A 23155-nucleotide genomic window follows, 5' to 3' on the forward strand; every position below is an offset into this window, starting at 1 on the left:
TAGAGTAAACCTTCTGCTGGCTCTGCTCGTTTGTCTGCCAAAAAAGGTTATGAGAGTATTTTTTAGGGTTAAATACTACTACATCATCAATATCAACTGCGTTTATTTTCTCTTTTGCTTCATCATACTTTAGAGATTCAAGCAGATTATAAAGCCTGTGACGATTTTTCTTCCAATCTCTTAGAGTTCTATCCGGTACATCCAATAATTTACTAATTTGTTGTTGCGTCATGCTAGTACCTCTCTAATTTTTTATTATTATAGGCGAATATCGCCTAATAGTCAATTAAATCTAAAAAGTATTCTTGAAATATTACCTTTTCAAAAAACTAAATAAGCGCTTTGTTATTGATTTTAATACCCAATCTGACGCAGTTTCAAGCTTACATAGAATTTAATTGTCACTACTTTCTTGTGTAATAGTAGCTATTAATTTTTCAATAGTCGTATTGCCATTAATTGTTTTAGTCTTAATTGTAAGTGAGACAGCTGTTCTATTGGCTAAATGCGACGATAAAATACTAAAATCAATATCTTCATCATCAGTATCAAACTCAACAATTCCACTAATCTCAGTAGAAGTACTAGCAATTTTAACTTTATACTTGTTATTTTCCTCTAATGCTTCGATATATTTTACAAAAAAACTATCATTGATAATATCTGTCTCTGATGTACTTCTTTTTGTTTTTAATATCTTTTTGGCTTTTTCTTCATCTATAATATATGGTGTTTTAATTGTCTTATTATCATCATCTAAATTATCAGATGGTTGTAGAGTATAACTGTTATTTTGTCTTACAGGTTTTAATACCGCTTTTTGACCATTTTTAATGGCTTCTTTATATAGAGGTCTTAACTGTATTTCACGGGTTACATCTGAAAATCCTTTGATAATAGCTTGTGTTCTTTCAGTTTCTTGTTGACCTGCTTGTATTGTTTTATTATTCTCATCTTGTTGTTTTAAATAATCAAAATACTCACTACCAATATAACCTGCCGTTAATGCCATAGCTACAATAGCCACTACGATTACTTTTTCTTTTCCAGTCATATCTTCCACCATCTTTTCAAGTAGTTTTCTAATATTTTTTATTATCTCTTTTGTACTGCCATCTGCAATTTTTACATAGATTCTAAGAGCAGCCAATTCTTCATCAGACAAAGTATGCGGTATATCTTGATATTTTATTACTTTGTATAGATTATTGATGAAATCTTGCAAATCAACTATTGCAGAAGCTAATGTAACATCTATCGTTCCATGTAACCGATCTAAACTGTCTTTATAGTCTAATACAAACTCAAAATTTTCTAAAAAATCATCCATAGATATTGACAATACATCATCTGCAACTTCACCATCTTTTACTTTTGAATAATAAAAAAAGATATCATCTAAAGATTTTATTTCAACTGTATTTGTACTCATTTTCATCCTTTATTTTATACTCACTTGCCCATTCATAAGCATTGGAAGAAGCCAATCTCTTAGTTTTGCTAGTTCTTGATTTTGTTGTTCGTTAACATACATTTTTTTCAAAATAGGTTTTATTTTTTTATCAAAAAGCTTAATGATTTCATTACCTGAGTATGCAAATTTAAATGTTTTTAAATCAGTATGTCTAACACCTTTATGAATACTACCAGCTGAAACGTTATTTGTGTAAGCCTTCATAAAATCACTCGACAACAGCATAAACAAAAAGTCTGATGAAACCAAATTATAATCAGGTCTAACCGTAAACACAGATTCATTGATGTTCCAATTTTTTGGTTGCTCTTGGATTAAATATGTAACTCCTACAGGTTGAATACTTGTAAATAAAATATCCCCAACTTTTAGATCAGATCGTTTATTGATTATTTTTAGTGCTTCATCATCAACCTTATCGCATTTGTCATCTAAAATCACTTTCCCTTGTTCAATATTTTTAATAGTTACATAATAATTATTACCAAAACCTAATTTAAAATTATCTCTAGGATTTAATCCTGTGCCAGTTTTTACAATAACATCATCAAGCTTCTTAACTTCCCACCCCTGTGGAATCTCCCTTTTTAATTCTTGATTACAAACCATCTTCCCACCTGATGATTTATAAGGTTTCCCATCTTCATCAGGAAAATCAAACTGCACAAACCAATAATCATAAAGAGTTTTTGCCATAGCTTCTAGTTCTTTATTTATCTTACCGTTTAGTTCTATTTTTACATCAAGGGAAGATAAGATTTTTACTAATAAATTTTGTTGTTCTTGTGATGGTAATAATATAGGACAATCAGCAAAAGTTTGAGCATTGATATTGCCCCTTGTACTTCCTACAGACAAATTTGCAACCCAATTTTTATATTGTTTCGATACTGTAAAATACTTTAAATATTTTGGATTAACTTTTTTTGAATCAAGTCCATATTTAATTAAGAATCCAGCAAATGCCAATGTGCCATTTTTTAACTCATGATAATATGCTCTGCCTGTAGAATTTCCTGTTCTGGCAAAAACTAGATCACCTTCTTTTAGAATGTATTTATCAATATCTTTAGATGAAACAGATTTTTTATCGTTATCCATTAAATTTCCAAAATCATCAATATCACTGATTCTTAAATATCTAGTCTTTTTTATTGAAAAATCTTCCGCAGAAGCAGGTATTCCATATTTGCCTATTTCACCTTCAATACATAGTTCTTTTAAAGGCTTACTGACCATAAACCAACCCTACCAACTGCTTCTTTATCTCATCCTCAAGCTCTTTTGATTCACTAAACATAGCTTCTAAATTATCACTAAAACTTTTCATCTTAGCATCAAACTCATCTTTTGTGATATCTACATACTCTATCTTCACATCAAAATATTGACCTGCACTAAAAGAGTAATTTTTGGTTTTTATATCATCGTAGCTAACAACCACAGAGAAATCCTCTACTTGAACTTTGTTATTGAAAGTATCTATGATTTGTTGTTCTTCTTCTGGCTGTAAAACTGTTTTTTGATTTTTACCATCTTTTACAGTACGACCAAGATTTGAAGCATCTATCAGCACTACATCTTCTTTGTTTGAAGCATCTATAAATACAATAGATACATTCGTACCAGTTGTAGCAAAAATATTACTAGGCATTGATACTACACCACCTAACATTTTCTTTTCAATAAGATATTCTCGTATCGCTTTATCTATTCCACTTTGAGCTGTGATAAATCCAGTCGGTACAACAACCGCTGCTTTTCCATTTGCTTTGAGCGAGTAGATGATGTGCTGTAAAAATAGGCTATAAATAGACATAGATTCAAGTTTTTTAGCTGGAATTTTTGGAATGCCTGCAAAGAATCTCTCTTTATTTTCTTTTGTATCCAAATCATCTCTAAAGTCTGTAAAGTCCATCTTAAATGGTGGATTTGAAACGATATAGTCAAACTTTTTGAGGTTATTATTTTCTTTGTGAAATGGGTGTAACATCGTGTTACCCTGAATAATATTTGAAATTGAGTGTACAAGGTTATTTAAAATAAGATTGAGTCTTAGTAGATTTGATGATTTTTGAGAAATATCTTGGGAATAGATAGTACATCTATCTTCACCGATAGCATGAGCTATATTCATAAGGAGTGTTCCTGAACCTGCACTTGGGTCATAGCACGATACATTTTTAACATCACCAGTTACTAAAATCGCAGCCATAATCTTAGCTACTGCATGAGGTGTGTAATACTCTGCATACTTTCCACCGCTGTCTTTATTGTAGTCTTTGATTAGGTATTCAAAAATCGTTGCGAAGAAATCGTACTTTTGGTTAAAAATACTTTCCAAACTAAAATCAGCAACTTTGTTTATGATGGCTTTACAAAAAGAATCTCTCTTTGATTCATCAGAGATAAAGTTACTTAGTCCATTTTGTTCAAAGAGTGTGATTTTTGTACCACCATCTGTTTTTACTGCGAATATGTCATTGTTTTGTTTTGCTATCTCTCGCAAAGTATCATCAAACAGTTTGGCAAAATCTGCTTCATTTTGTCTATTGTAAAGATGGGAAATAAGATGCTCAGGTTTAAGTATCGCTGTATCAGCACCTAACTGTAAACTTAACATCTCTCTATCATCATCACTTAGAGCCTTAAATGCTTCTTCCCATTTTTGGGCATTTGCTATAGTTTTGTTTGCTTTTTTTAGCTCATGGGCAAATTTATCATTTAGAAATTTATATAAAAATGCTTGAGTGATAATCTTAAACTCATTTCCATCATTGCCAAGTCCATAACTTGCACATATCCCTTTTAGACTATCTATTAACTGTTTCGTTTTTATTTCAAATTCTGCTACCAAGCTGTCACTCCATTAAATTCGTTTATATATTCATTTATTACAAGTTTGTTTATATATTTTGTTACATCTGCATTAATATCAAATTTTTGCTCATTTTTAAATCTATTAATCACATTTGTTATCATCAATCTTTCAAAATAGCTTTCGTTATTTAGCATATCACTATTTGAAAGAACCTTATCATCTGCATCAATTTTTACACCTGTAAGTGCATCAAAGATTTGAGATTCTCTTTTTGAGATGTTACCTCGCTCTATTATCCTCTTATGAATTCTTGCATATTTTGGATCGTTGTTGTATTTGCTACTCAGTAGATTGTTTTGTCTATTGAGTTCTTTTATTTTTGCATCAATTTTTCTAAGTGCTTCAATATTTTTAATCATCTCATCTTGTGTAACTTCACTTAGTTTCTTTTGTTTAAAAAGTCTTTCAAGCTCCTCTTTTAAAGAAATAAATTCTGGGTCTTTTTTGTCAAAATTACTAGCAAGTGCTTCTCTTGTTTTTCGTAAAGTATCTTTGAGTTTATCAGCTAAAATAAGCTCTTCTTCCCCAATTTTCTTAAACATAAATATAATATCTTCAAGTGCTGCATTGAGTAGATTTGTAGTATCTGCTCCATCTTCTATTTTATTTTTGAGATTCAAAATATTAAGATGATTTTGAGCCTCTCTATATAGGAGAGTTAATTTAGCAAAATCTATTTTTTCTAGTAAATCATAATGTCCAAAAAGTCTTATAAGATTGTATAAGCTTTTTACATTATCAAGAACTTTAACAATCCCTTGCATCTGTTTTATATCTTCTATTTGGCTTATTTGCTGTGAAAAGTTTTCAGCATTAAGAGTATCAAATCTAAAAAGCGTATCTTTAATCTCTGTGATTTCGTCCTCTATTTCCTCTTTTGATTTAAAAAGTTTTGAGTACGTTTCCATCTCATCGCCTAACTCACTTTGAAGTTCATCAAAATAAGCTTTGTTTGTAGCATCAAACTCTTTACTAATATCCGCAAAATCAACCACAAAACCGTATTTAAAATCTTTATAAGTCCGATTTACCCTAGTGAGAGCTTGTAGAAGATTGTGTTTTCTAATAATTCTTCCAAGATAGAGTTTTTTAAGTCTTTTAGCATCAAAGCCTGTCAGAAGCATATTATAAACAAACAAAAAATCAATTTTTCCATCTTTGAAATCTTCCACAAAATCTTTTCTCTCTTGTTTTGTCCCGATGTCGTGAAGTATCAAAGCAGCCGATGTAGCAAGTTTTTTATTGTCGGTTACTCTATTGGCATATTTTGAATTAAATATTTCAAACATCTCTTTGGCTTGTTCTGAACTTTCACAAATAACCATTCCACCAATAGTGTTATCGTTAAACCGAACTCTGCTATTTTCAAAATCAGTCACTATATACTCAAGCATTGGCTCTACAAAATTTTTATGAGCATAGATGAACTTCTTATCTACATCACCCTTTAAAATTTCAATATCTTTTAGTATCTGTTCTAGTTGCAGTTTATAGTTAGTTTCTATCTCTTCACGAATGAGCCTAAGTGTGTAACCATCAGCTATTGAAGCATTATAGTAATACTTATGAATATAACCCCCAAATAAAGCCTTAGAGTTATAGTCCTCTCCTAAGAGCGGTGTTCCTGTAAGTCCTATTTTAATAGAATTTGGGTCTGATTCATTTAGATTTGCTAAAAAACTCCCTTTTGGGTTGTAGCTTCTGTGGACTTCATCTAAAAAATACACCCTTTGAACTTCAAAGTTATAATCTTTTGAAGTAACTACATCTGGGTCATCTTTGAATTTTTGGATATTTACGACAGTAATTTCAGCTTTTCCACTATGATTATGAATCGCTGTAGTTTTCTTTATATCTTTTACAAAATCATCTCTTGAACTTATGGTATGGACTACTAGACCACGACTTGTGAACTCCCTATGGGATTGTTGCAATAAGTCTATTCTATCAACGATAAAATAGAACTTAGGAATAACATTTTTAGCTTGAAAATAATCAGTCAAATGTTTTACATTGTAATATGCAAGTGCTGTTTTACCACTTCCTTGTGTATGCCAAATAATACCTTTTTTTATACCCTCATCAAGTTTTGAAGCTATAGCTTTGGTTGCAAAGATTTGAGGGTATCTCATAATATGTTTTTCAATACCTTTTGTTTCATTTACATAAGCAATCCCATATTTTAAAATGAAAGCTAATCTTTCTTTACTAAAGAGTGATGTTGAAAGTTTATTAGTGGGAGTATTTGGATCTTTATTTGTTAGAAATTCTGGACTGTTCTTTATGACATTTAAGTTGTTATCTTTTAAGATGAAATTTTCAGTATCTTCATCAAGGGGAGTAAGCATATCTTCTAAATCAAAATGCTCTTCCTCTCTAAAATAGTTAAATATTGGTTTATGATAAGAGGTTGTAGAATAAAAAGCACCTTGTATAGGCTCGCTTGATTCATTATCATATTCCATATTATTGGAAAAAACCATTAATTGAGTTAAATTTACAAATTTTTTAAATGCTTTGTTTTGGAATCTTGTTTCTATTCGTTTTCGTTCAGCTCTTACACCGTCAGTATTATTTGGTTTCTTAACCTCTATAAATACAAGCGGGATGCCGTTTATAAGTAAGATAATATCTGGTCGAAACTCATCCTCATCTTTTTTGTATGTTAGTTCGGTAACTACATTAAAAGTATTGTTAGAAAAGTTATCAAAATCTATTATTTTAATCCCTGATTTTTCGGTTATTCTGTCGTAAAAAGCACGACCAAGATCATCGTTTTCAAGCAGAAGTAAAATATTCCCATAGAGTCTATTTATATCATCATCTTTAAGCTCTAAACTTTTATTGATATTTTTGATGCTTTTAGCAAAAATATCTTTAAATATGTTTGTCTCTTCATCCCATAATGAATCTTTTATAGAGATATATTCATACCCTAAGCGTGTTAAGTGCAGTATAGATGGTATTTTTACTCTTGTGTCTTCGTTGAACTTCATTTACTTTGCTCCTAAAAAACTGTCATGGATTGATTGAACATCTGTATAAATTTTATTTATTTCATTATACATTTTTATCTCACTGTTGAAGTTTAAAACTGTTTGCTTTTCTTGCTCTTTTGTTAAAATGGGGATACTCAGCTTTTTTATCTCTGCTGTTGCAATTTGTGGCATAGCTACACCCGATACCAAAGTCGAAAGTATGGTTTGTCCTAAATTTGATTTTAAAAACATATAGAGAGCTATTGCTTTTTCTTTTTTATCAGCAGCTTTTAGTCTTATAACCTGTACCGCTTGAGATGCAATGATTGTTTCACTTATTTCACCGACTATTGCTACTTTCCCAATAGTTCCTTTAGTGCTTAGTAGTACATCATAAGGCTCTAATTTGTAAGTTTGAAGTCTTTTATATTGTGAGCCGATTTGCTTGATTTTCCCGCACTCTAAAAGAAATCCAGCTTTATTAAAATCTGAAGGAGATACTTCATAAACTTCTTTTCCCTCTCCCTCATCTTTAAATAGTTGTGATCTTCTGATATCTGCTATGTCTTCTAAATTAATTAATTCAAAACTTTGTAGCTTTTTTTGTACCTCTGCAATCCCTCTGGAAATGATGTATCTATCAATTGCAAAAGAGTAGCTGTTATTGCTTATCTCATCAGAAGTAACAAACCTTGATATACTTTCTATCTCTTGTTTATTTTCATAAATTGATACAATGTTATCAACATCATTAAGCACAAGCTTTCTACCCTCTCTTTGTAAAAAGCTTTCATGCTTTAGATTTAAAAAGTAAATATCATTATTCTTTTTGTGTCTATCGATAATGATAAAGGTCGTTTCAATTGAAGTGGCGTTATGCAGGTTTGGTGGCAGCTGTATAACTGCTTCTAAGAGATTATTTTCAACTAGATATTTTCTAAATTCTTCATCTTGATTGCCTCTGTAGGTGAAACCAACAGGCATCAAAACAACGGCTTTACCACTAGTTTGAGATAAAATATGCTCAAAATGCGCAACTTCTCTATTTGATTTAACTTTATGGAATTTAAATCGATTGAATTTATCAGTATGTAAAAAGTCGTTGTTTGTCGATAATCCCATAGGTGGGAATGAAAGGATGCAATTAAACTGTTCTAATAAGTGTGGGGCGTTGGGGTTAATGTAAGTTGGATTTTCTAGTGGATCTGTAAAAGTAAACTCAATATCAATACCATCTATAATTTTCATTAGCTCTATAACATATTCATTTGCAAATGATTCAGCAACTATTTTTTTATCTGTAGAATACGCAATGTTGTAGCCATTACTAAAAGGCGAATATATTGTATCGCAGTTGCCATCTAGCAACTTCACTCCGAAATTAGCTATCTGATTAGCAACTGAAAAATCCATATAGCCATCAAGTATAGAATAAAAAATATCAAAAACATTTGGTACAGCCAACTCTTCGTTAGCTATACCACAAAGTTTGATAAGTTCATTACTTTCAATTTTATCTATTCTGATATTTTGATTTAAAAAAAGCTCAAATAGTTTTATAGATTTTGATAAATCTTTTACAACTGATTGAAATTTCTTTGTTTCTATCTTTTGATTATAAAAATATTCAAAAGTCAGTTCTTCTTTCTTTATTTGTGGTGATAGTTTTTTCCATGCGATTAAAAGATAGATAAATTTAGCAAAGTGCTCTACTTTTAAACCACCTTTTAATTCTCTAAGTAATACGGTAAATTGTTTTTCATTCATAACGTCACTCCAAAATAAAGTAAATAAAAACTAAATACTAGTCTTGTATTTACTGATTATATTGAAATGTTATCAGTTTTTTAAAAGTTTGTCAAGTAGTCTAGTATTTACTTATTTAAGCAAGTATCCCTTTAAAGAATCATTTAACTTCTCTTTTAAATACTGTGGCTTTACAATCTTGATATAGGGTATCCAATATTTTACAAGCTTTAGTATCTCATCATCGTAAGATATTTTTGTAGAGATGATAAAGTGATTCTCATTTTGTTCTAGTATCTTTTGATTTGCTAATATATCTTTTCTAGTAAAATACTCTTTTGCCTCATTGTCTATTTGAAGTGTTACTTCGATAAGTTCATTTGAAAACCAGTTGGTGTCGTTTTTTACTATTTGCACTAAAAACTCTTTTTTAGGAGTAAATATTTTTATGTCATCTTCCCATCTAAACTTTTGAATCTTTGAAAATGTAAATGTTTTTAGTTTGTCATTTTCATCTGCAAGTAAGTACCAGATAGAATTATTGTTTACAAGTTTGTAAGGGTTTACAGTTCTATTTTTTTCTTTATATTCAAAGTTTACAGGACTATTTTTAACTATAGCTGCACTTAACATTTCAAACCACTCTTTTTTTAAGCTAATATCTTCAAAGCCTTGATTTTTGATAAGGTAGGCACTATTTAGTTTTGCATTTAAAATATCAGTTATAAATTCATTTGATAATGATGGATAGAGTGACTTTATCCCGCTTAAAGTGGCAAAATTTTTAATATCTTCAAAGCTTAGTTTTCCTAGAGCATAACTTTCCATACTGTAGTAATCACCATTTTTTTGTATAGGTATGTAAGAGAGTCTTTCTTTTATATCTCTTTGTATCGTTCTAATACTTACATTAAACTCATCAGATAATTCAATAGCAGTGAATCTTTCACCACTATTGAGTTTTGTAAGGATTAAAGAGAGTCTATAAGCTAGAGTGTCGTGTGATTTTGCCATTTGCTAAAAATATTTTCTAAGAAAAAGTAGATATTTTGATTGTACTTTACCGTACTCTATAAAAAATGATATAGACACAGCAATACCAAAAGCCAACACAAAATCTAAAAACTTGATAGTTGTAAATAGATTTGTGATGACTGCTAAAGATATAAACATTACAGTTAGTATAAATAGTACTTTGAAATATGTTAGCATTATTATTTTCCCTTTTTTATTTCTGCTTTTAACATTCTTTTTAAATCATTGGTAAGATATTCATCCATTGCCTCATCATCAATCTGTCCACTATTGTACCAAGCATAGACTTCTTTTAATGATAAGTGACCAAACCTCACCCACGCAATTAAATTTGTTCTCAATAAAAATTTAACCATATCTCCGCCTGAACGAATAGCCGCATCTGCTCCATCCATAATACATAATGTTCCATGTCCTACTAGCAACATTCTTCTTACTTCTGGAATATTTTCCTTTGGAATGCAATCTTCCCATTTTTTTTGATGATAAAATTTACCTTTCATTGTATACATAAATCTTATAAGTAATTCATTTATTAAAACTGGGATAGCCATAGCTACCCCATGCCTTGCTTCGTAACCTTCTTCAAAAACTTGTGTTGCAATTTTTGCAAATTTTTGTTTATCTTTACCAAACTCTCCAAAATCTAGTAGTAGAAATAGTTCAAAAAAAGGTATAGGTACGCCTTTCCCTCTATTTCCTAATTTTATTGAACTATTTGAACCTGATAAGTCTGACATTATATGTCCAAACCAATTTGCAAAACCACAAAATATTTTAGCAATAAAATTATGTCCTTGTAAATTTATTTCAGATTCATGAGTTTCAAATGTAATTACTTTCCCATCACTTACAAAAGTTGAAGTATTTGTAAATTGATTTAAAATTGATACTATTAAACCTATAATATCGGTTGCATGCCCTAAGTTTTTCAAATGATGATTTGAAGGATATAAATTATTAATTTTCCCATTTGTTCCAGCTTTGCCTTTTTTGTTAGTATGGGTTTGATCATAATTTACTTTAAATTTATTTTCTAAACATTGAATTACTTTTTGTCTTGTACTAATATCTTTATTTTTTTCACATACAAAAGTTGCAAATTTTTCTACAATTTTAAAAGCAAACTCATCAACTTTATCATTAAGTTTACCTTGTTTATGGACTTTTTTAGTTTTTATTTCACCCTTTTTTTTCCCATTTTCGTAATACTTTAAATTACCTTTATCATCAAGCTTTGGTACAGTTTCTGCATCTACATAGACAAATAAAATATCAATTAATCCTGCTATAACACCACATGTTCCTGCTATCATATAGTCGTATTTGTCACATTGAGCATTTTTAAAAGTAAACTCATCTTCTATTCGATTTTGAAATTCTATTTTCTCTGATTCTGTCATCAAGTCTTTAAAAGGGTCATCTTTTAAATCAAGATTATTTCTAAAACCATAATCCTTAACTAAATCAGAATACTCCTTCCAAGTCATATTATTATGAGCTTCAATCTTATCAAGTTCATCAACCACTTTACATGTACTTAAAGTATGCTTTTTTTCATTTGATAATTGAATATCTCCGCCTTGTAGCAATGTATGCATATTGTTGAACATTTCATCCAAAGTTTCATTGTTGATCTCTTGTTCTTGTTTTATGTCCCTTAAAGACTGGTCTATCTCAGTAAGCTTATAAGTAGAACTATTTATTTGGTGTTTTTGTACTTTAAGTGCAGTTGCTTCATCTTTTAAATATTGCTCATCCATTGGGTAAACCTTTAATATTATTTAGCCCATTCAATGCAGCACCTCTTAAGACATTATCTGTTTCAAAATAGCCTAGATTTTCTAATATTCTTGATATTTCATCTAAAGTATCAGTATCAACATATTCATTTAAAAGCAAAGTCTCTTTATTGTAATTTTCAATTACTAATCTATATAAGTGTTCTTTAGCAACATCTGTAGTTAAAATTTTTAATCTTGATTCATCTAAAATTTTAGGAACTTTTATTCTACTCATTGAGTTTTGAGATTGTTTTTGTTTATTATCTATGCATTTTAAGGTACTTGCCATTAAAAGTGTAAGTTCATTTATTTTTGAATTTTGTTTTTTTTGCTCTACTGTAGTGTCATTGAGTGCTCTTATTACATAATTTATGTCATCTATCAACATTGAAATTGTTTTTTGTGTTAATTTAATAACTTCATGTAACATAAATTCTCTTGTCTTATATTTGTCTAGCTTATCTACACCGCTTAAATGCTTGATGCCCTTGTATGTTACTGTTCCAATTAATATGGCAGTTGCTATTCCCGCAGTCATAGGATTTAAAAAACCTAATCCTCTCATACCCAAAAAAGCAAGTCCTGAAGATATACCTGAAGCTGATAGTCCAACTACACTTCCTGATAAATAAACTGCACCTAACGGCACTCCAATACTAGAAGCTGTCGCACCAAATTCAGTAAATATCTTCTTGATTGAATTATCATCAAGATCTTTATGTATAATTTTGTAATCATTTGCAATTGCCAGATAAGCCAAGAATATATCTTCATCTGAAACATTAAATAATTTTCTATTTGTTTCTAAAAAATTAAAATTTATCGATGACATGACTTTTTTAGCTTGTTCTATATCAATTTCTTTATTATTTTTTACAGCTGAATCTATATCTTTTATTATGTGCTCTATACTTTCGTCTTTTTTTGTACTAAAATAAATATTTATCATATCTTTTAAAAGTGATATCATTATTGATTTATAATGTAGTAGATTAGAAGTGTTAATAACTTTATTGAGTAAATCTTCATTAGGTATGATATTCTCATTTGAAATATTGGCAATATATAATCTGATTTCAAATCTTGAATCTTGAGTTAACTCTAATCTGGTTATTAGTAAAAGTAACTCTGCTAATTCTTTTTCATCGATTTTATTATCGTCATCAAATGTCATATTGACAATAATTTTTAAATAAGCAATTTTAAATTCTTCAGGCATTTTATCAAAAGATTTTAGTTTATTTTCTTCTTCTTTATATGTATCAAATTCAGAAATGATTTTATCTATAAACTCTGCAAGTAAATTATAATTAAAGTTTTTAGAAGGCAACATACCGCATAGATTATCTATAATATAATCTTCACTATTCATGTTTATTTTTATATATTCATAAATATTTTGTTTACCTAAAATACCTTTTTTTATTTCAGATAAATATTCAACAGATTTAATATTTTTATAGTTAAATACTACAATTTCTTTACCATTATTATAAAGTATTTTTTCACCAGTAAAAAGTAAACCTTCTTTACCTGTGCCTAATTTTGTAGTATCGTATAAAGCAATCACATATTTATGTAAATTTTCATCACAGTCAAAAGCTTTTATTGCATTGGTTAATTTTTTATCAGAAATTTCTAATAATATAAGAATGTCATCATTTACCGCTTTTATATTATCTTTTATAAATAAATTCACATTTTTCATTACATACCTTTATTGTATTATCTACTACTATACACTGTATTAAAACAGATTGAGATTAGATTGTACAACAGCTAGACTTATAAGAGAATAATCACTATAAGTAGGTTGTACACATGGAAAAACTAACTCCTGAACAGCTTTACCAAATCATTGGTAAAAATGTTGCCAAATATCGCAAAGCAAGGAATCTGTCTCAGCTTGATTTATCTTTACAAATGGGCTATAAGTCAGTTTCTGTCGTATCGGGTTCTGAAATTTGTTATAACAACAAACACTTCAATCTTGAACAACTTTTAAAAATATCACAGATACTTGAAATTGATTTATGTGATTTTTTTACTCCTAAATCTTAATCAATAATCGTTTCTACCTTTCCAAATCCTCTTTTAACTTCTCTTGATATAGTCATCTTGTCATAAGTCATTTTTGAATTATCAATTTTATCTATGGTTGTACAAAGATATGCAAAATTTTCAACAAACTTTTTATCTTCTTCACTGTATGTAGTAAAGTCATTTGAGCTTATGATAATTGTATCAAGGCTATCAAGATGTTTATCAATATAGTGTTTAGTTTTTTGAAGTATTTGTGTAAATTTTTCAATATTTTTTAGAGTCTCATTATGAAAAAATTTAAAGTCATATTTTTCCACTAATTCAATATTTGTAATTACCAGCTCTTTATCTAAGTTTTTTATCTCAAGTAGAGCTGTTCTTAATTCTCTTAGACTACCGTTAAACAGTTTTACCTTAACATCTACATATTTATCTATAGCTTCTTTTAGTTCAGGCAAAACATCTTTGTAATTTGACAAATCTACAAAAAAACTGTGTCCCTTATCTTCTTCATTACTGTTTTTATCTAAAGTATCGTTAATTAGACCATTGATAACACAACAATCTTCAAAGTACCTTTTTACTCCATATCCAGTTGCTGCAAGTGCAACTCCTCCAATTAATTGTTTAACCATATCACATGCTCCTCAATATTCATTTTAAGAAGTATTACATAGTTTACTGACAGGTGGTGTCGTTTTAAAAGTAAAAATTTGTATTTTAAAATTTTTTAACAATATATCATCAATATAGACAAAGTGGAGATTACTTTGAAAACTAAACATAAGGAGAAAACACAATGTTTCAAAAATTAAAAGAGTTTTGTGTGTTCACTACAAAACCGTCATTTGATGATTTGATGTGTGACGGTAAAAATTGGAATAGCTCAAGGGGTATGTTATGAAAATGAAAAATCAACAAGAAAAAGATTTTGAATTAGGATTGTCATTTTCAGAGTGTCTTGATTACTTTTCAAAAGAGCCTACAAGCAAAGAGCTAGATGATATGGAAAAAGAATCTTTTAAAATCACTCCTATCAATAACAAACACTACCAGCCTTTAAAAGGAGCATAAAAATGATACCGCCGTCAGTTTTATTAGCAGTGATTATTGCAGGAGCAACCATTATCAAAGAGACTTTAGAGTCGCAACAGGATTAGTCTCAAAGACTTTCAACCATAGAATAAACATAAAAACTAAAAAAAGGATACACCCATGTCACAATTTCCACTAACCCACGCAGAACTAATGAACCAAGCCCCAGCACTCTTCACAGAGCAACCACACAGCGATGTAAGCGATAAATACCACTTTATCCCGACCATAGATGTCATAGATGAAATTAAGAAAAACAACTGGTATCCAGTCAGTGTATCAGAAGCAAAAGTCAGAGATGAAGACAAAGAGGGATACCAACAACACCTCGTTCGCTTCAGACACTTTGAAGATTTATTGTCTCCACCAGAAAACGCAGTTGAGCTACTTCTGTTTAACTCTCACGACAGAAGCAAAAGCTTTACCATATCAGCAGGCATCTTTCGTTTCGTATGCAGTAACGGTCTTGTCATAGCAGAGAGTGTATTTGAGAGCTATAAGATAAAACACATAGGCGATAGAGAAAACGATGTAGCCACTGCAGTTGCAAACATTACAGCCATCAAACCAAAACTGATGGCAAAGATTCAACTCTTAGAGTCCATAAAACTAAGCCAACATGAAAAAGAGTCATTTGCACGCAGTAGTATTCCTCTAAGATTTGAGAAACACTTACAAGTAGATTATCAAGATTTACTGGTTCCTCATAGAGAAGAAGATAGTCGTGATGATTTATACACTGTGCTCAATGTTATCCAAGAGAATCTCCTTCGTGGCAACATCTCAGGAACCAACAAAGAGACAAAGAGACGTTTTACAAGCAGAAAAATAGTCTCCCTCTCAAAAGACGCAGAAGTCAATCAAAATTTATGGGATATGGCAGAACGCATAGCTTCCATTAAGGAGCCAACTTACCAAGTTGCAGCATAAGCATAAAAAAGTGCATCTATGAAAAACAGATTACATACACCAAACAGACCAACCACCCAAGAGATAATCCTACTAGAGATGAAGTTCATTCAACTTCAACTCTACCTAGCTAAAAAGAGTGCCAATGAGATATATACACTCCCAATCACTCTACCTAAGCTAGAACTCTACCTCGAAAACGCACTCCGTAGTATTCATCATCTCATATCTAAAATGGATGATTATAAATCAAACACAGCAAATGAGCTGCAACAATAAAGGAAACACTTTATGAAAATGACAAACTACCGTCTCCAAAGCGAAATGGAGAACATTAACCCACAAAGCCAAGAGTGGTTCAAAAACTATGTACGACAAGTTTTAGAATCAAACAAACCTTACCATGCAAAAGCCGATTACTTAGGTTTAAGTATCCAAGAAATCCAAAACAAGATAGACTATCTCACAGCAGACATCCAAGAGATGAGTGCTTTAAAGAAAAATCTATCACTTGCAAAAGCTACAGCCCTTGAAGCAACAGCAGCAGTTCTAGCGGAGTATGGCATAGATAGATTAGACGGAACCTCTATATCCTCAATCACAATCACACCTCAAAAGACAAAGCTTACAGAAACTTTTAAAATCATCAACCCAGATGCTCTTATAAAACTTGGATATTACAATGTAGTCGTAGATGAGCAAAGCGTGAAAGATGCAATGCTTACAGTCGATGGTATGAATGAGATAGATTCGTTTGTAGAAGTTGGTGTTACTAAAGAAGAGATACCAGCAAAAATAAAAGTCAACGCTAGACGCTCTAGCTCTAACAATCAAGCTGCAGAACTACTGAATTTAGTAGATTCTCAGATAGCCGCATAAGGAGATAGAATCATGTTCAACGAAAAACAGACACAGGTTCTCTCGTATGAGCTAGACAGTAGTAGAATTAAAAGCCGCTCTAAAGGAAATATCAATCTCTCCTATCTTGAAGCGTTTGATGTTTTAGAAACAGCCAATAGAATATTCGGATACGGGAATTGGTCATATGCTATTACCAGCTTAGCAGAAGTCTCACAAGAGACAAACTCTAATCAGAACATCATCATAGCCTATAGGGCAGTCGTTAATGTAACCGTAAACGACCTCTCACACAACAAACATATCTCAAGAGAAGATGTAGGGTTTGGCACAGGTATTGCAAAAACACTCTCTGATGCACATGAGGGAGCAGCAAAAGAAGCTGTCACAGATGCCATAAAAAGAGCCATGAGAACATTTGGAAACCAGTTTGGTAACAGTCTTTATGACAAAAACCGTAATCAGCAGAACCAACCGCAGCAGATGCAACAACAGCAATATTCTCAGACAAAGCAGTTACAACAGCCACAACAATACAATCAACAGCATACACAGCAACCACAGGCTCAGCAACAGACACAACAATCTCATAATCCCTACGACTACACCTCTCTTTACAATCTTGGACTCACCATCATAGAACAAGGTCAAAACCTAATCCTTGCAGGAGAGGATATGTACAATAAAAGAGACTCTATCAAAGCATGTGGATTTAGATTCGATGCACCTAGTAAAACTTGGTGGAAACCTATAGAACAACAGCAGGCAGCATAAGATGTCAAGTGAGTTCTATTTAAAACAAGAAGCTAAAAAACACTTTAGAGATTGGACGATAGGAGGATTAAAGTTTTTACTCCAAAAAGGTGAACTTCAAACAGATGTAGAAATAGAGTGTAAAAAGGCTATAACAAGGCTCCATTCTCAACAAGACTTATGATCCGAACAATAAAGAGATTATCAATATGCAAATATTAGGTTCAGAAGAAGGGGCGGATATTTTAAAAACTTTTAAACAAGCCATTCCTATTTGAGAGAATTTGCATTTAAAGATATAAATGCCATTGAGTGTATCGGTGATTTTATACGAAATTTAGAACTGTGAAAGGAGGTGATATTATGGAATTAATACCAAAAGAAGTAAAAGCGATAGTCCCTAATCTTTACGCTACGGAGGAAGACAAAGACCCGATTGTTTATGTAAAACTCTTTTTAGACGGCTGGACTTGGTACATTACGGAGCTTTCAATCGATAAAGATATTTGCTTTGGATATGTCGTTTCACCCTTTGGTAGTGAACTGGGATACTTTTCGCTTCACGAGATACAAGAAGTAAAAGGAAGTCTTGGCTTGGGTGTTGAGAGAGATTTATACTTCAAATCTACGCCGCTATCTGCGATTAAAAAGACTTTATAAGTGAAAATTCTATAGCTACTTTTTGGTAGCTGTAGTTTTTATTTTTTTCTTTTCAAAATCTCTAACTCTGTATATTACAACAAATTATAAATCATCGTAAAGCGAGAACTTTACAAATTTTGTATACATAGTTTACTCAGTATATTATGTAACACTCATTTTAGGTTATTAATATTATTAATAATTATAGATATGCACTGTAACCATTATTCTCATAGATATACTATTTAAAATAATATATAAACGTAGATAGAAGTGTAGCTATAGAGTGTCTTCATCTATAACACAAATAAAAAAAATAATTGTATACATACCTTTTATTGAAATAAAAATAAAAGGATATGAAATGTTAAACAACAAAACAGTAAACAAAAGATTAGAGAGTACCAAAGAGTACATAGATGCATTACAAGACAAATACTCTAAATTATGTGTTGTAAGAGTAGACCTTGGATATAAGAAACCTCATAGTGATAATATTGTGCTAGATGATGCTAATGATGATTTTAACCGTATGCTAAACAATAGAAGAGGTAAGCCATCAGTCTTTAAAGACCAAGTAGGATATATGTGCTTAAAAGAGTACACGGAAGATAAGGGAGTTCATTTACACACAATTTTTATATACGATGGTAACAAAGTGCAAAAAGATGCTCATATGGGAGATAAGATTGGTGAATACTGGAAAGAGCTAACAGATGGTAAAGGTAGCCATTTTAATTGTAATCGCAAGAAGTATAAACATAAAGGGGTAGGTATGCTTCATCATAGCGATACTGATAAGCGAGAAATTTTAGATGAATATGTAACCTCATATTTATGTAAAACTGATGAAGAGCAAGATTTAGCACCTGTTAAAAATAACAGTAAAGATAGAGCGTTTGTAAGGGGGATTATGCCAAAAAGTAAAAGTAAGATAGGAAGACCTAGAAATAAATAGTATATTCTGAAATCATACCATTAAACGGGTCATTTTATAGAAAATACATATTTACTGAAAAATGGAATAAAGCCCTTATTTAAGGTATTCTATGGGCTATTCTAAGTGTATTCCAAAGGTATATAAAAATATCTGGAATAAAAAAAGAGCATCCCAGAATGGCTCTGGAATACTCTTGGAATATAGATAAACTACAGTAGCTTGTATCGAAATTTATCATTATATTTTTTGTGATCTTTTGGGTTTTGTTTAAACACTTCATATCTGTTTCGCAGTTCAGATAAAAATAGTTTGTTATCACTGACATGTGCTTCAGAGGATATGATATTGAAATAGAAACTCATTTCAGGTTGAGCAACAAATCTACCATTTTCATCATCTACAAGATTATACAAAAATTCAGCATATTTTTCTGGATACTTTTGTAATTGCTCGAAATATTTTAAATCAATAACTTCTGATAGTAGTTTTCCGACAAATTTATCTACAGCCTCATCAAAATTAAACACTTTGGTACTTCGATAGTAGTTTGTAAGTTGATATTGTTTATGCTCTTGCCATTGAGCATCAGATATCTCTTCTTTGCCATCTAGTAGTTTATCAGTGTTGTTGATTTTAATAATGTCATTAGAACCAGCTGATAGATAAAACTCTCCAGCTTTAAGAGTTTCAACATCCTCTAATTTTGTATTTAGAGTCTTGTTCATAGCTTCAAGGGTTTTATTACTATTTTTACCAATGATTTTAACATTAGTCATAGTCGTCATAATGTCTCTAAGATTTGAGTCTCTTATTTGGGTAATTGCTTGATGGGCAAAAGTAACAAAAAGCTTGTATTTTCTTGACTCAGTAAGTATCTCACTAATAGTTGCTGTTGAAGAGATAAAGTTATGTGCCTCATCGATGTAAAGATGAGTATGTGTTCTCTCTTCTTCTGAAATATCAGCTCTTTTCAATGCCAAAATTTGGATATACTCAACTATAAATCTAATATAGTATTTGTAAGTATTTGTCATCTTACCCTTTGGGATATTAAAGATAATAACCATGCCTTTAGTGTTCATCACTTTTTCTAAATCAATTACATTTTTACCATTCATCATATTTGAGAAAACATGATCATTTAGAAGTTTTTTAAGTCTTCTTCTAAGAGCATCTTTTGTTACTGATACCTTTGGATTTTTAAAATCATCGTCAAAAAATTCTGATTCTAAAGGATTAGGACTATTTATACCAAACTCAATAAGGTCATCATTTCTATTGTCGTTGAGAAACCTATAAAGCTCTTGAAAGCTGCCATTACCTCTTCTAAGTAATACTCTAATACACATCTCTAAATGATCTTCCATTGCACCACTAAAAGATTCATCTGAGTTAATCCCTTTTAATACATTAAGGATAATCTGTGTAACTCTTGCGATGTTAGCTTCACTTTTATCTTCTAAATGAAATAGATTAATAGTTGGTGCTTGATTTTCACCTAGAAATGGATTTAGATAAACTAATCTTGTTTTATCATGAACCATTTTTGCAACTTGTTCACTAAGATCACCATGGGGTTCTAACAGTACAACTGAGCCATCAGCTCTTAAAATATCTCTTAATATCAATGTTTTTAAAAGCTCTGACTTACCACTGCCTGTTTGTCCTGTAATATAACAATGCTTGTACCTTTCAATTACTGGAATCAAATTCTCAAAGTTATCATCAAATGGATCCAACAGATTATTTTTTACAAGTTTGACAATCTCTTCATCTATATCATCAAGTAGTTTGATAAACTCTTCATTTTGATTATGCTTTTGTTGTGAATTATCATAAGGCATACTTCCAAGTACTGAAAGTTCTTTTGAAAAAGCAGTGAGGCTATTTTGTAGTTTATGATGAAAGGATATTTTATCCTCTTCTTGTAGCTTTGTCATGATATTTTCCATAGAGTCTATAAAAAAAATATCACTTGAGCTTAAAAAATCTTTTAAGAAAGGGTGTGCTTTATCCATAGTGATAAAAACTTGTCCGTGAATTGGAACAAATTGATTTTCAATTTGAATAAATTTATCTACTAAAATTGAAATCAATATCTCTCTTAGTTTTTCTCTATCTTGTTCAGATTCTGGGATATGGCTAATGTGATAAATCAGTTTATGTTTTACAATATCTTCCATGCTCATGGTTCGCAACATTTCATCCGTAATAGTTGTACAAAATTGTGACCCAAATATTGGCTTTAGCACTCTGTTGAGTAAAATTCCTTCTGAAACATCTTTATTTCCAACTAGAACAATAGCATTGGATGAATTTAAATGTTTAAAATTTTTTCCTAGTCTACTAGTTAAGAATTTTAAATCTTTTAGATTTGTTATATTCTGGATAACATGTTTAGCATAGCTTTCTGGCTCATTTTTTAAATCAAAATCATAAAACCTATTAACCAAATATGATGAATAAGATAGAGTATTTCTAGAGTGTGAACCTTGATGGTTGACAAATATCTCTTCCATTCGAGTTATATCAAAAACTTCTTCATCTACAACAGGTATAGAGTTTTTAGCAATATATGTTGTATCAATTCTTATATCCATCTTTTTGTAAGATAGGGCATCATTAAGATCACTGACAAAAACTACATTTATATTGTTATACCTACTACTAATTTCCTCAGCTATTTTCTTTTCGTCGCCAATAATTAATGAACTAAATAAACTAGGTCTATAATAAAATTTATCTTTAATCCTCCATAGAAGAATAGATTGGTTTGGTTTATTTATATCTCTAACAATTGCTTGCTCTTTATGTTTAAAGAAATCATATCTCATCTCTTCATTATTCACAATTCGACTATAATCGATTTGAGCATCCCAGTATCTGTTATTAGAGATTTCAAGGTCTCTAACATTTTTGCCATAAAATCTAACTTGACGATACATATCGTCGTTAGCCATTGCTAACCTATTAGCGTCATCTTCATACTTTTGTAAAGCACTTTCTATTTGTATATTTTCATCTATTAAATATTTCATTAAATTTCCTTTTTTAAAATGGTTAAAATCCTTACAAATAATTCATAGTTACAACAACAGGCAATAGCCATGAATCTGAGGTAAGAGTTCTTAAGTAATTGATTTACTTAACACCTTTAGTTTAAAACACAAGCAAAGACATTGAATTTGCTTTGATTAATATTAAACTTTGTAGCGTTTAATGGGCTAATAATCAAACTAACAATTCATAGCTAGTTGAAGCTCTTCAAATGGATTTTTAACTCTCTCTTCATTTGTAAAACCCACAAATCCTTGGTATGTAGAGGAGCTGAAGTGTTCCCTCAAGTACCATTCAATACCGTACGCTTTTATTCTAATTTGTTCAGCCCACTCATCTGCATCGATACCATCGAAACAAAAATTCAACTCTATTGATGCTGCACACGCTTCAAGCTCTTCAGGTATAGTGGCATTTTCAATAGCTAATTCGTAAATGCATTTTTCTAAGCTCTGAAACTTTTCATGTTTTTCATCAACAGCCATACTATTGTTATAATAATGTTTCATGCATTCATACCTTGCAGTATCCATTAAATCTAACAACTTTTTAGTTGTTTTTGCTGTATTCACTTTTTCTATTATATTTTTCATAATCCTATCCTCTTACTTGGTGTTCTTCTAACCATTTATCTATAGAAGCCCTTGAATATCTAATATATTTACCACCAACCTTTGAAAAAGGTATTGTTGAATTTGAGCTTTGCATACGCATTTTGCTTTGTGTGCTTTTGCTAAAACCGTATTCATCTGCTAAATCATCCGGCGACAACCATCTTTTTGTTGATTTTAAATAACCAACTTCTTCTAAATTCATTGACATATTTAATCCTTGGTATAAATTTAGAAATTGCAATTCCTGTTATCTCAGAAGCAAGATGTTTGAGCTCTTTCTGCTTCCGATTAGTGAAAGTATTTATAAAAAGGCATAGTTTTGTGCTGGGAAAATTTTAAAAATTTC

Annotated in this window: 22 protein-coding genes and 1 pseudogene; 9 read left to right on the forward strand and 14 right to left on the reverse strand. The window is 30.6% G+C overall.

Going from position 1 to position 23155, the window contains the following annotated elements; genetic code table 11:
• From PHQ93_RS00005 to PHQ93_RS00050, 10 genes and pseudogenes are all read right to left on the reverse strand, one after another.
• A pseudogene (locus tag PHQ93_RS00005) lies at window positions 1–232 on the reverse strand (hypothetical protein); the annotation flags it as partial.
• A 162-nt stretch (window positions 233–394) separates the two neighbouring features.
• Window positions 395–1432, reverse strand: a complete 1038-nt coding sequence (locus PHQ93_RS00010) for a hypothetical protein (protein ID WP_299939349.1) — start codon at window positions 1430–1432, stop codon at window positions 395–397.
• A 9-nt stretch (window positions 1433–1441) separates the two neighbouring features.
• On the reverse strand, window positions 1442–2713 hold the full coding sequence (locus tag PHQ93_RS00015; RefSeq protein ID WP_299939351.1) for a restriction endonuclease subunit S: 1272 nt from the start codon (window positions 2711–2713) through the stop codon (window positions 1442–1444).
• Entirely contained in the window at window positions 2703–4331 is a 1629-nt protein-coding gene (locus PHQ93_RS00020) for a class I SAM-dependent DNA methyltransferase (RefSeq protein WP_299939352.1), read from the reverse strand. The genes PHQ93_RS00015 and PHQ93_RS00020 overlap by 11 nt, the downstream gene beginning before the upstream one ends.
• Window positions 4325–7351 (reverse strand): type I restriction endonuclease, encoded by a 3027-nt coding sequence (locus tag PHQ93_RS00025; RefSeq protein WP_299939354.1) that lies wholly within the window; start codon window positions 7349–7351, stop codon window positions 4325–4327. Before PHQ93_RS00025 ends, PHQ93_RS00020 begins: the two co-directional genes overlap by 7 nt.
• Window positions 7352–9100 (reverse strand): N-6 DNA methylase, encoded by a 1749-nt coding sequence (locus PHQ93_RS00030; RefSeq protein WP_299939356.1) that lies wholly within the window; start codon window positions 9098–9100, stop codon window positions 7352–7354. It abuts the gene before it with no gap.
• 111 nt (window positions 9101–9211) lie between these two features.
• Complete coding sequence (locus tag PHQ93_RS00035) at window positions 9212–10093, reverse strand: YafY family protein (protein WP_299939357.1); 882 nt, start codon at window positions 10091–10093, stop codon at window positions 9212–9214.
• Between the two features lie 3 nt (window positions 10094–10096).
• Window positions 10097–10291: a hypothetical protein gene (locus tag PHQ93_RS00040; RefSeq protein ID WP_299939359.1), complete on the reverse strand. Its 195-nt coding sequence runs from the start codon at window positions 10289–10291 to the stop codon at window positions 10097–10099.
• A gap of 2 nt (window positions 10292–10293) precedes the next feature.
• On the reverse strand, window positions 10294–11877 hold the full coding sequence (locus PHQ93_RS00045) for a hypothetical protein (protein ID WP_299939360.1): 1584 nt from the start codon (window positions 11875–11877) through the stop codon (window positions 10294–10296).
• Window positions 11870–13606: a hypothetical protein gene (locus tag PHQ93_RS00050; RefSeq protein WP_299939361.1), complete on the reverse strand. Its 1737-nt coding sequence runs from the start codon at window positions 13604–13606 to the stop codon at window positions 11870–11872. Before PHQ93_RS00050 ends, PHQ93_RS00045 begins: the two co-directional genes overlap by 8 nt.
• A gap of 113 nt (window positions 13607–13719) precedes the next feature.
• Here PHQ93_RS00050 and PHQ93_RS00055 point away from each other — a divergent pair, with 113 nt between their 5' ends.
• On the forward strand, window positions 13720–13959 hold the full coding sequence (locus tag PHQ93_RS00055) for a helix-turn-helix transcriptional regulator (RefSeq protein WP_299939363.1): 240 nt from the start codon (window positions 13720–13722) through the stop codon (window positions 13957–13959).
• Here the strand turns inward: PHQ93_RS00055 and PHQ93_RS00060 are convergent.
• Complete coding sequence (locus tag PHQ93_RS00060) at window positions 13956–14576, reverse strand: hypothetical protein (protein ID WP_299939365.1); 621 nt, start codon at window positions 14574–14576, stop codon at window positions 13956–13958. The two genes, PHQ93_RS00055 and PHQ93_RS00060, sit on opposite strands and share 4 nt — an antisense overlap.
• A 265-nt stretch (window positions 14577–14841) precedes the next feature.
• On the opposite strand from PHQ93_RS00060, the gene PHQ93_RS00065 reads away from it, so the two are divergent.
• The 8 genes from PHQ93_RS00065 (at window position 14842) to PHQ93_RS00100 (ending at window position 19156) form a co-directional block, all read left to right on the forward strand.
• On the forward strand, window positions 14842–15015 hold the full coding sequence (locus tag PHQ93_RS00065) for a hypothetical protein (RefSeq protein WP_299939367.1): 174 nt from the start codon (window positions 14842–14844) through the stop codon (window positions 15013–15015).
• 141 nt (window positions 15016–15156) lie between these two features.
• On the forward strand, window positions 15157–15966 hold the full coding sequence (locus PHQ93_RS00070; RefSeq protein ID WP_299939368.1) for a DUF932 domain-containing protein: 810 nt from the start codon (window positions 15157–15159) through the stop codon (window positions 15964–15966).
• A gap of 18 nt (window positions 15967–15984) precedes the next feature.
• Window positions 15985–16224, forward strand: a complete 240-nt coding sequence (locus PHQ93_RS00075) for a hypothetical protein (RefSeq protein WP_299939370.1) — start codon at window positions 15985–15987, stop codon at window positions 16222–16224.
• Between the two features lie 12 nt (window positions 16225–16236).
• Window positions 16237–16824 carry a hypothetical protein gene (locus PHQ93_RS00080; RefSeq protein ID WP_299939371.1) on the forward strand — a complete coding sequence of 196 codons (588 nt, stop codon included), beginning with the start codon at window positions 16237–16239 and terminating at the stop codon, window positions 16822–16824.
• Between the two features lie 12 nt (window positions 16825–16836).
• Window positions 16837–17577, forward strand: a complete 741-nt coding sequence (locus PHQ93_RS00085; protein ID WP_299939372.1) for a Rad52/Rad22 family DNA repair protein — start codon at window positions 16837–16839, stop codon at window positions 17575–17577.
• 1 nt (window position 17578) lies between these two features.
• Complete coding sequence (locus tag PHQ93_RS00090) at window positions 17579–17740, forward strand: hypothetical protein (RefSeq protein WP_299939373.1); 162 nt, start codon at window positions 17579–17581, stop codon at window positions 17738–17740.
• A gap of 179 nt (window positions 17741–17919) precedes the next feature.
• Window positions 17920–18216, forward strand: a complete 297-nt coding sequence (locus PHQ93_RS00095) for a DUF2958 domain-containing protein (protein ID WP_299939374.1) — start codon at window positions 17920–17922, stop codon at window positions 18214–18216.
• Between the two features lie 268 nt (window positions 18217–18484).
• Entirely contained in the window at window positions 18485–19156 is a 672-nt protein-coding gene (locus tag PHQ93_RS00100) for an inovirus-type Gp2 protein (RefSeq protein WP_299939375.1), read from the forward strand.
• Window positions 19157–19347: 191 nt separating this feature from the next.
• On the opposite strand, the gene PHQ93_RS00105 is transcribed toward PHQ93_RS00100, so the two are convergent.
• The 3 genes from PHQ93_RS00105 to PHQ93_RS00115 form a co-directional block, all read right to left on the reverse strand.
• A complete protein-coding gene (locus PHQ93_RS00105) occupies window positions 19348–22176 on the reverse strand; it encodes a type IV secretion system DNA-binding domain-containing protein (RefSeq protein WP_299939376.1) in 2829 nt (942 codons plus the stop codon).
• Window positions 22177–22374: 198 nt separating this feature from the next.
• Entirely contained in the window at window positions 22375–22788 is a 414-nt protein-coding gene (locus tag PHQ93_RS00110; protein ID WP_299939377.1) for a hypothetical protein, read from the reverse strand.
• 4 nt (window positions 22789–22792) lie between these two features.
• A complete protein-coding gene (locus PHQ93_RS00115) occupies window positions 22793–23011 on the reverse strand; it encodes a helix-turn-helix domain-containing protein (RefSeq protein WP_299939379.1) in 219 nt (72 codons plus the stop codon).
• Window positions 23012–23155: the final 144 nt, after the last annotated feature.

Origin of the sequence: Sulfurimonas sp., assembly GCF_028714975.1 — a bacterium.
In the GTDB taxonomy this organism is placed as follows: domain Bacteria; phylum Campylobacterota; class Campylobacteria; order Campylobacterales; family Sulfurimonadaceae; genus Sulfurimonas.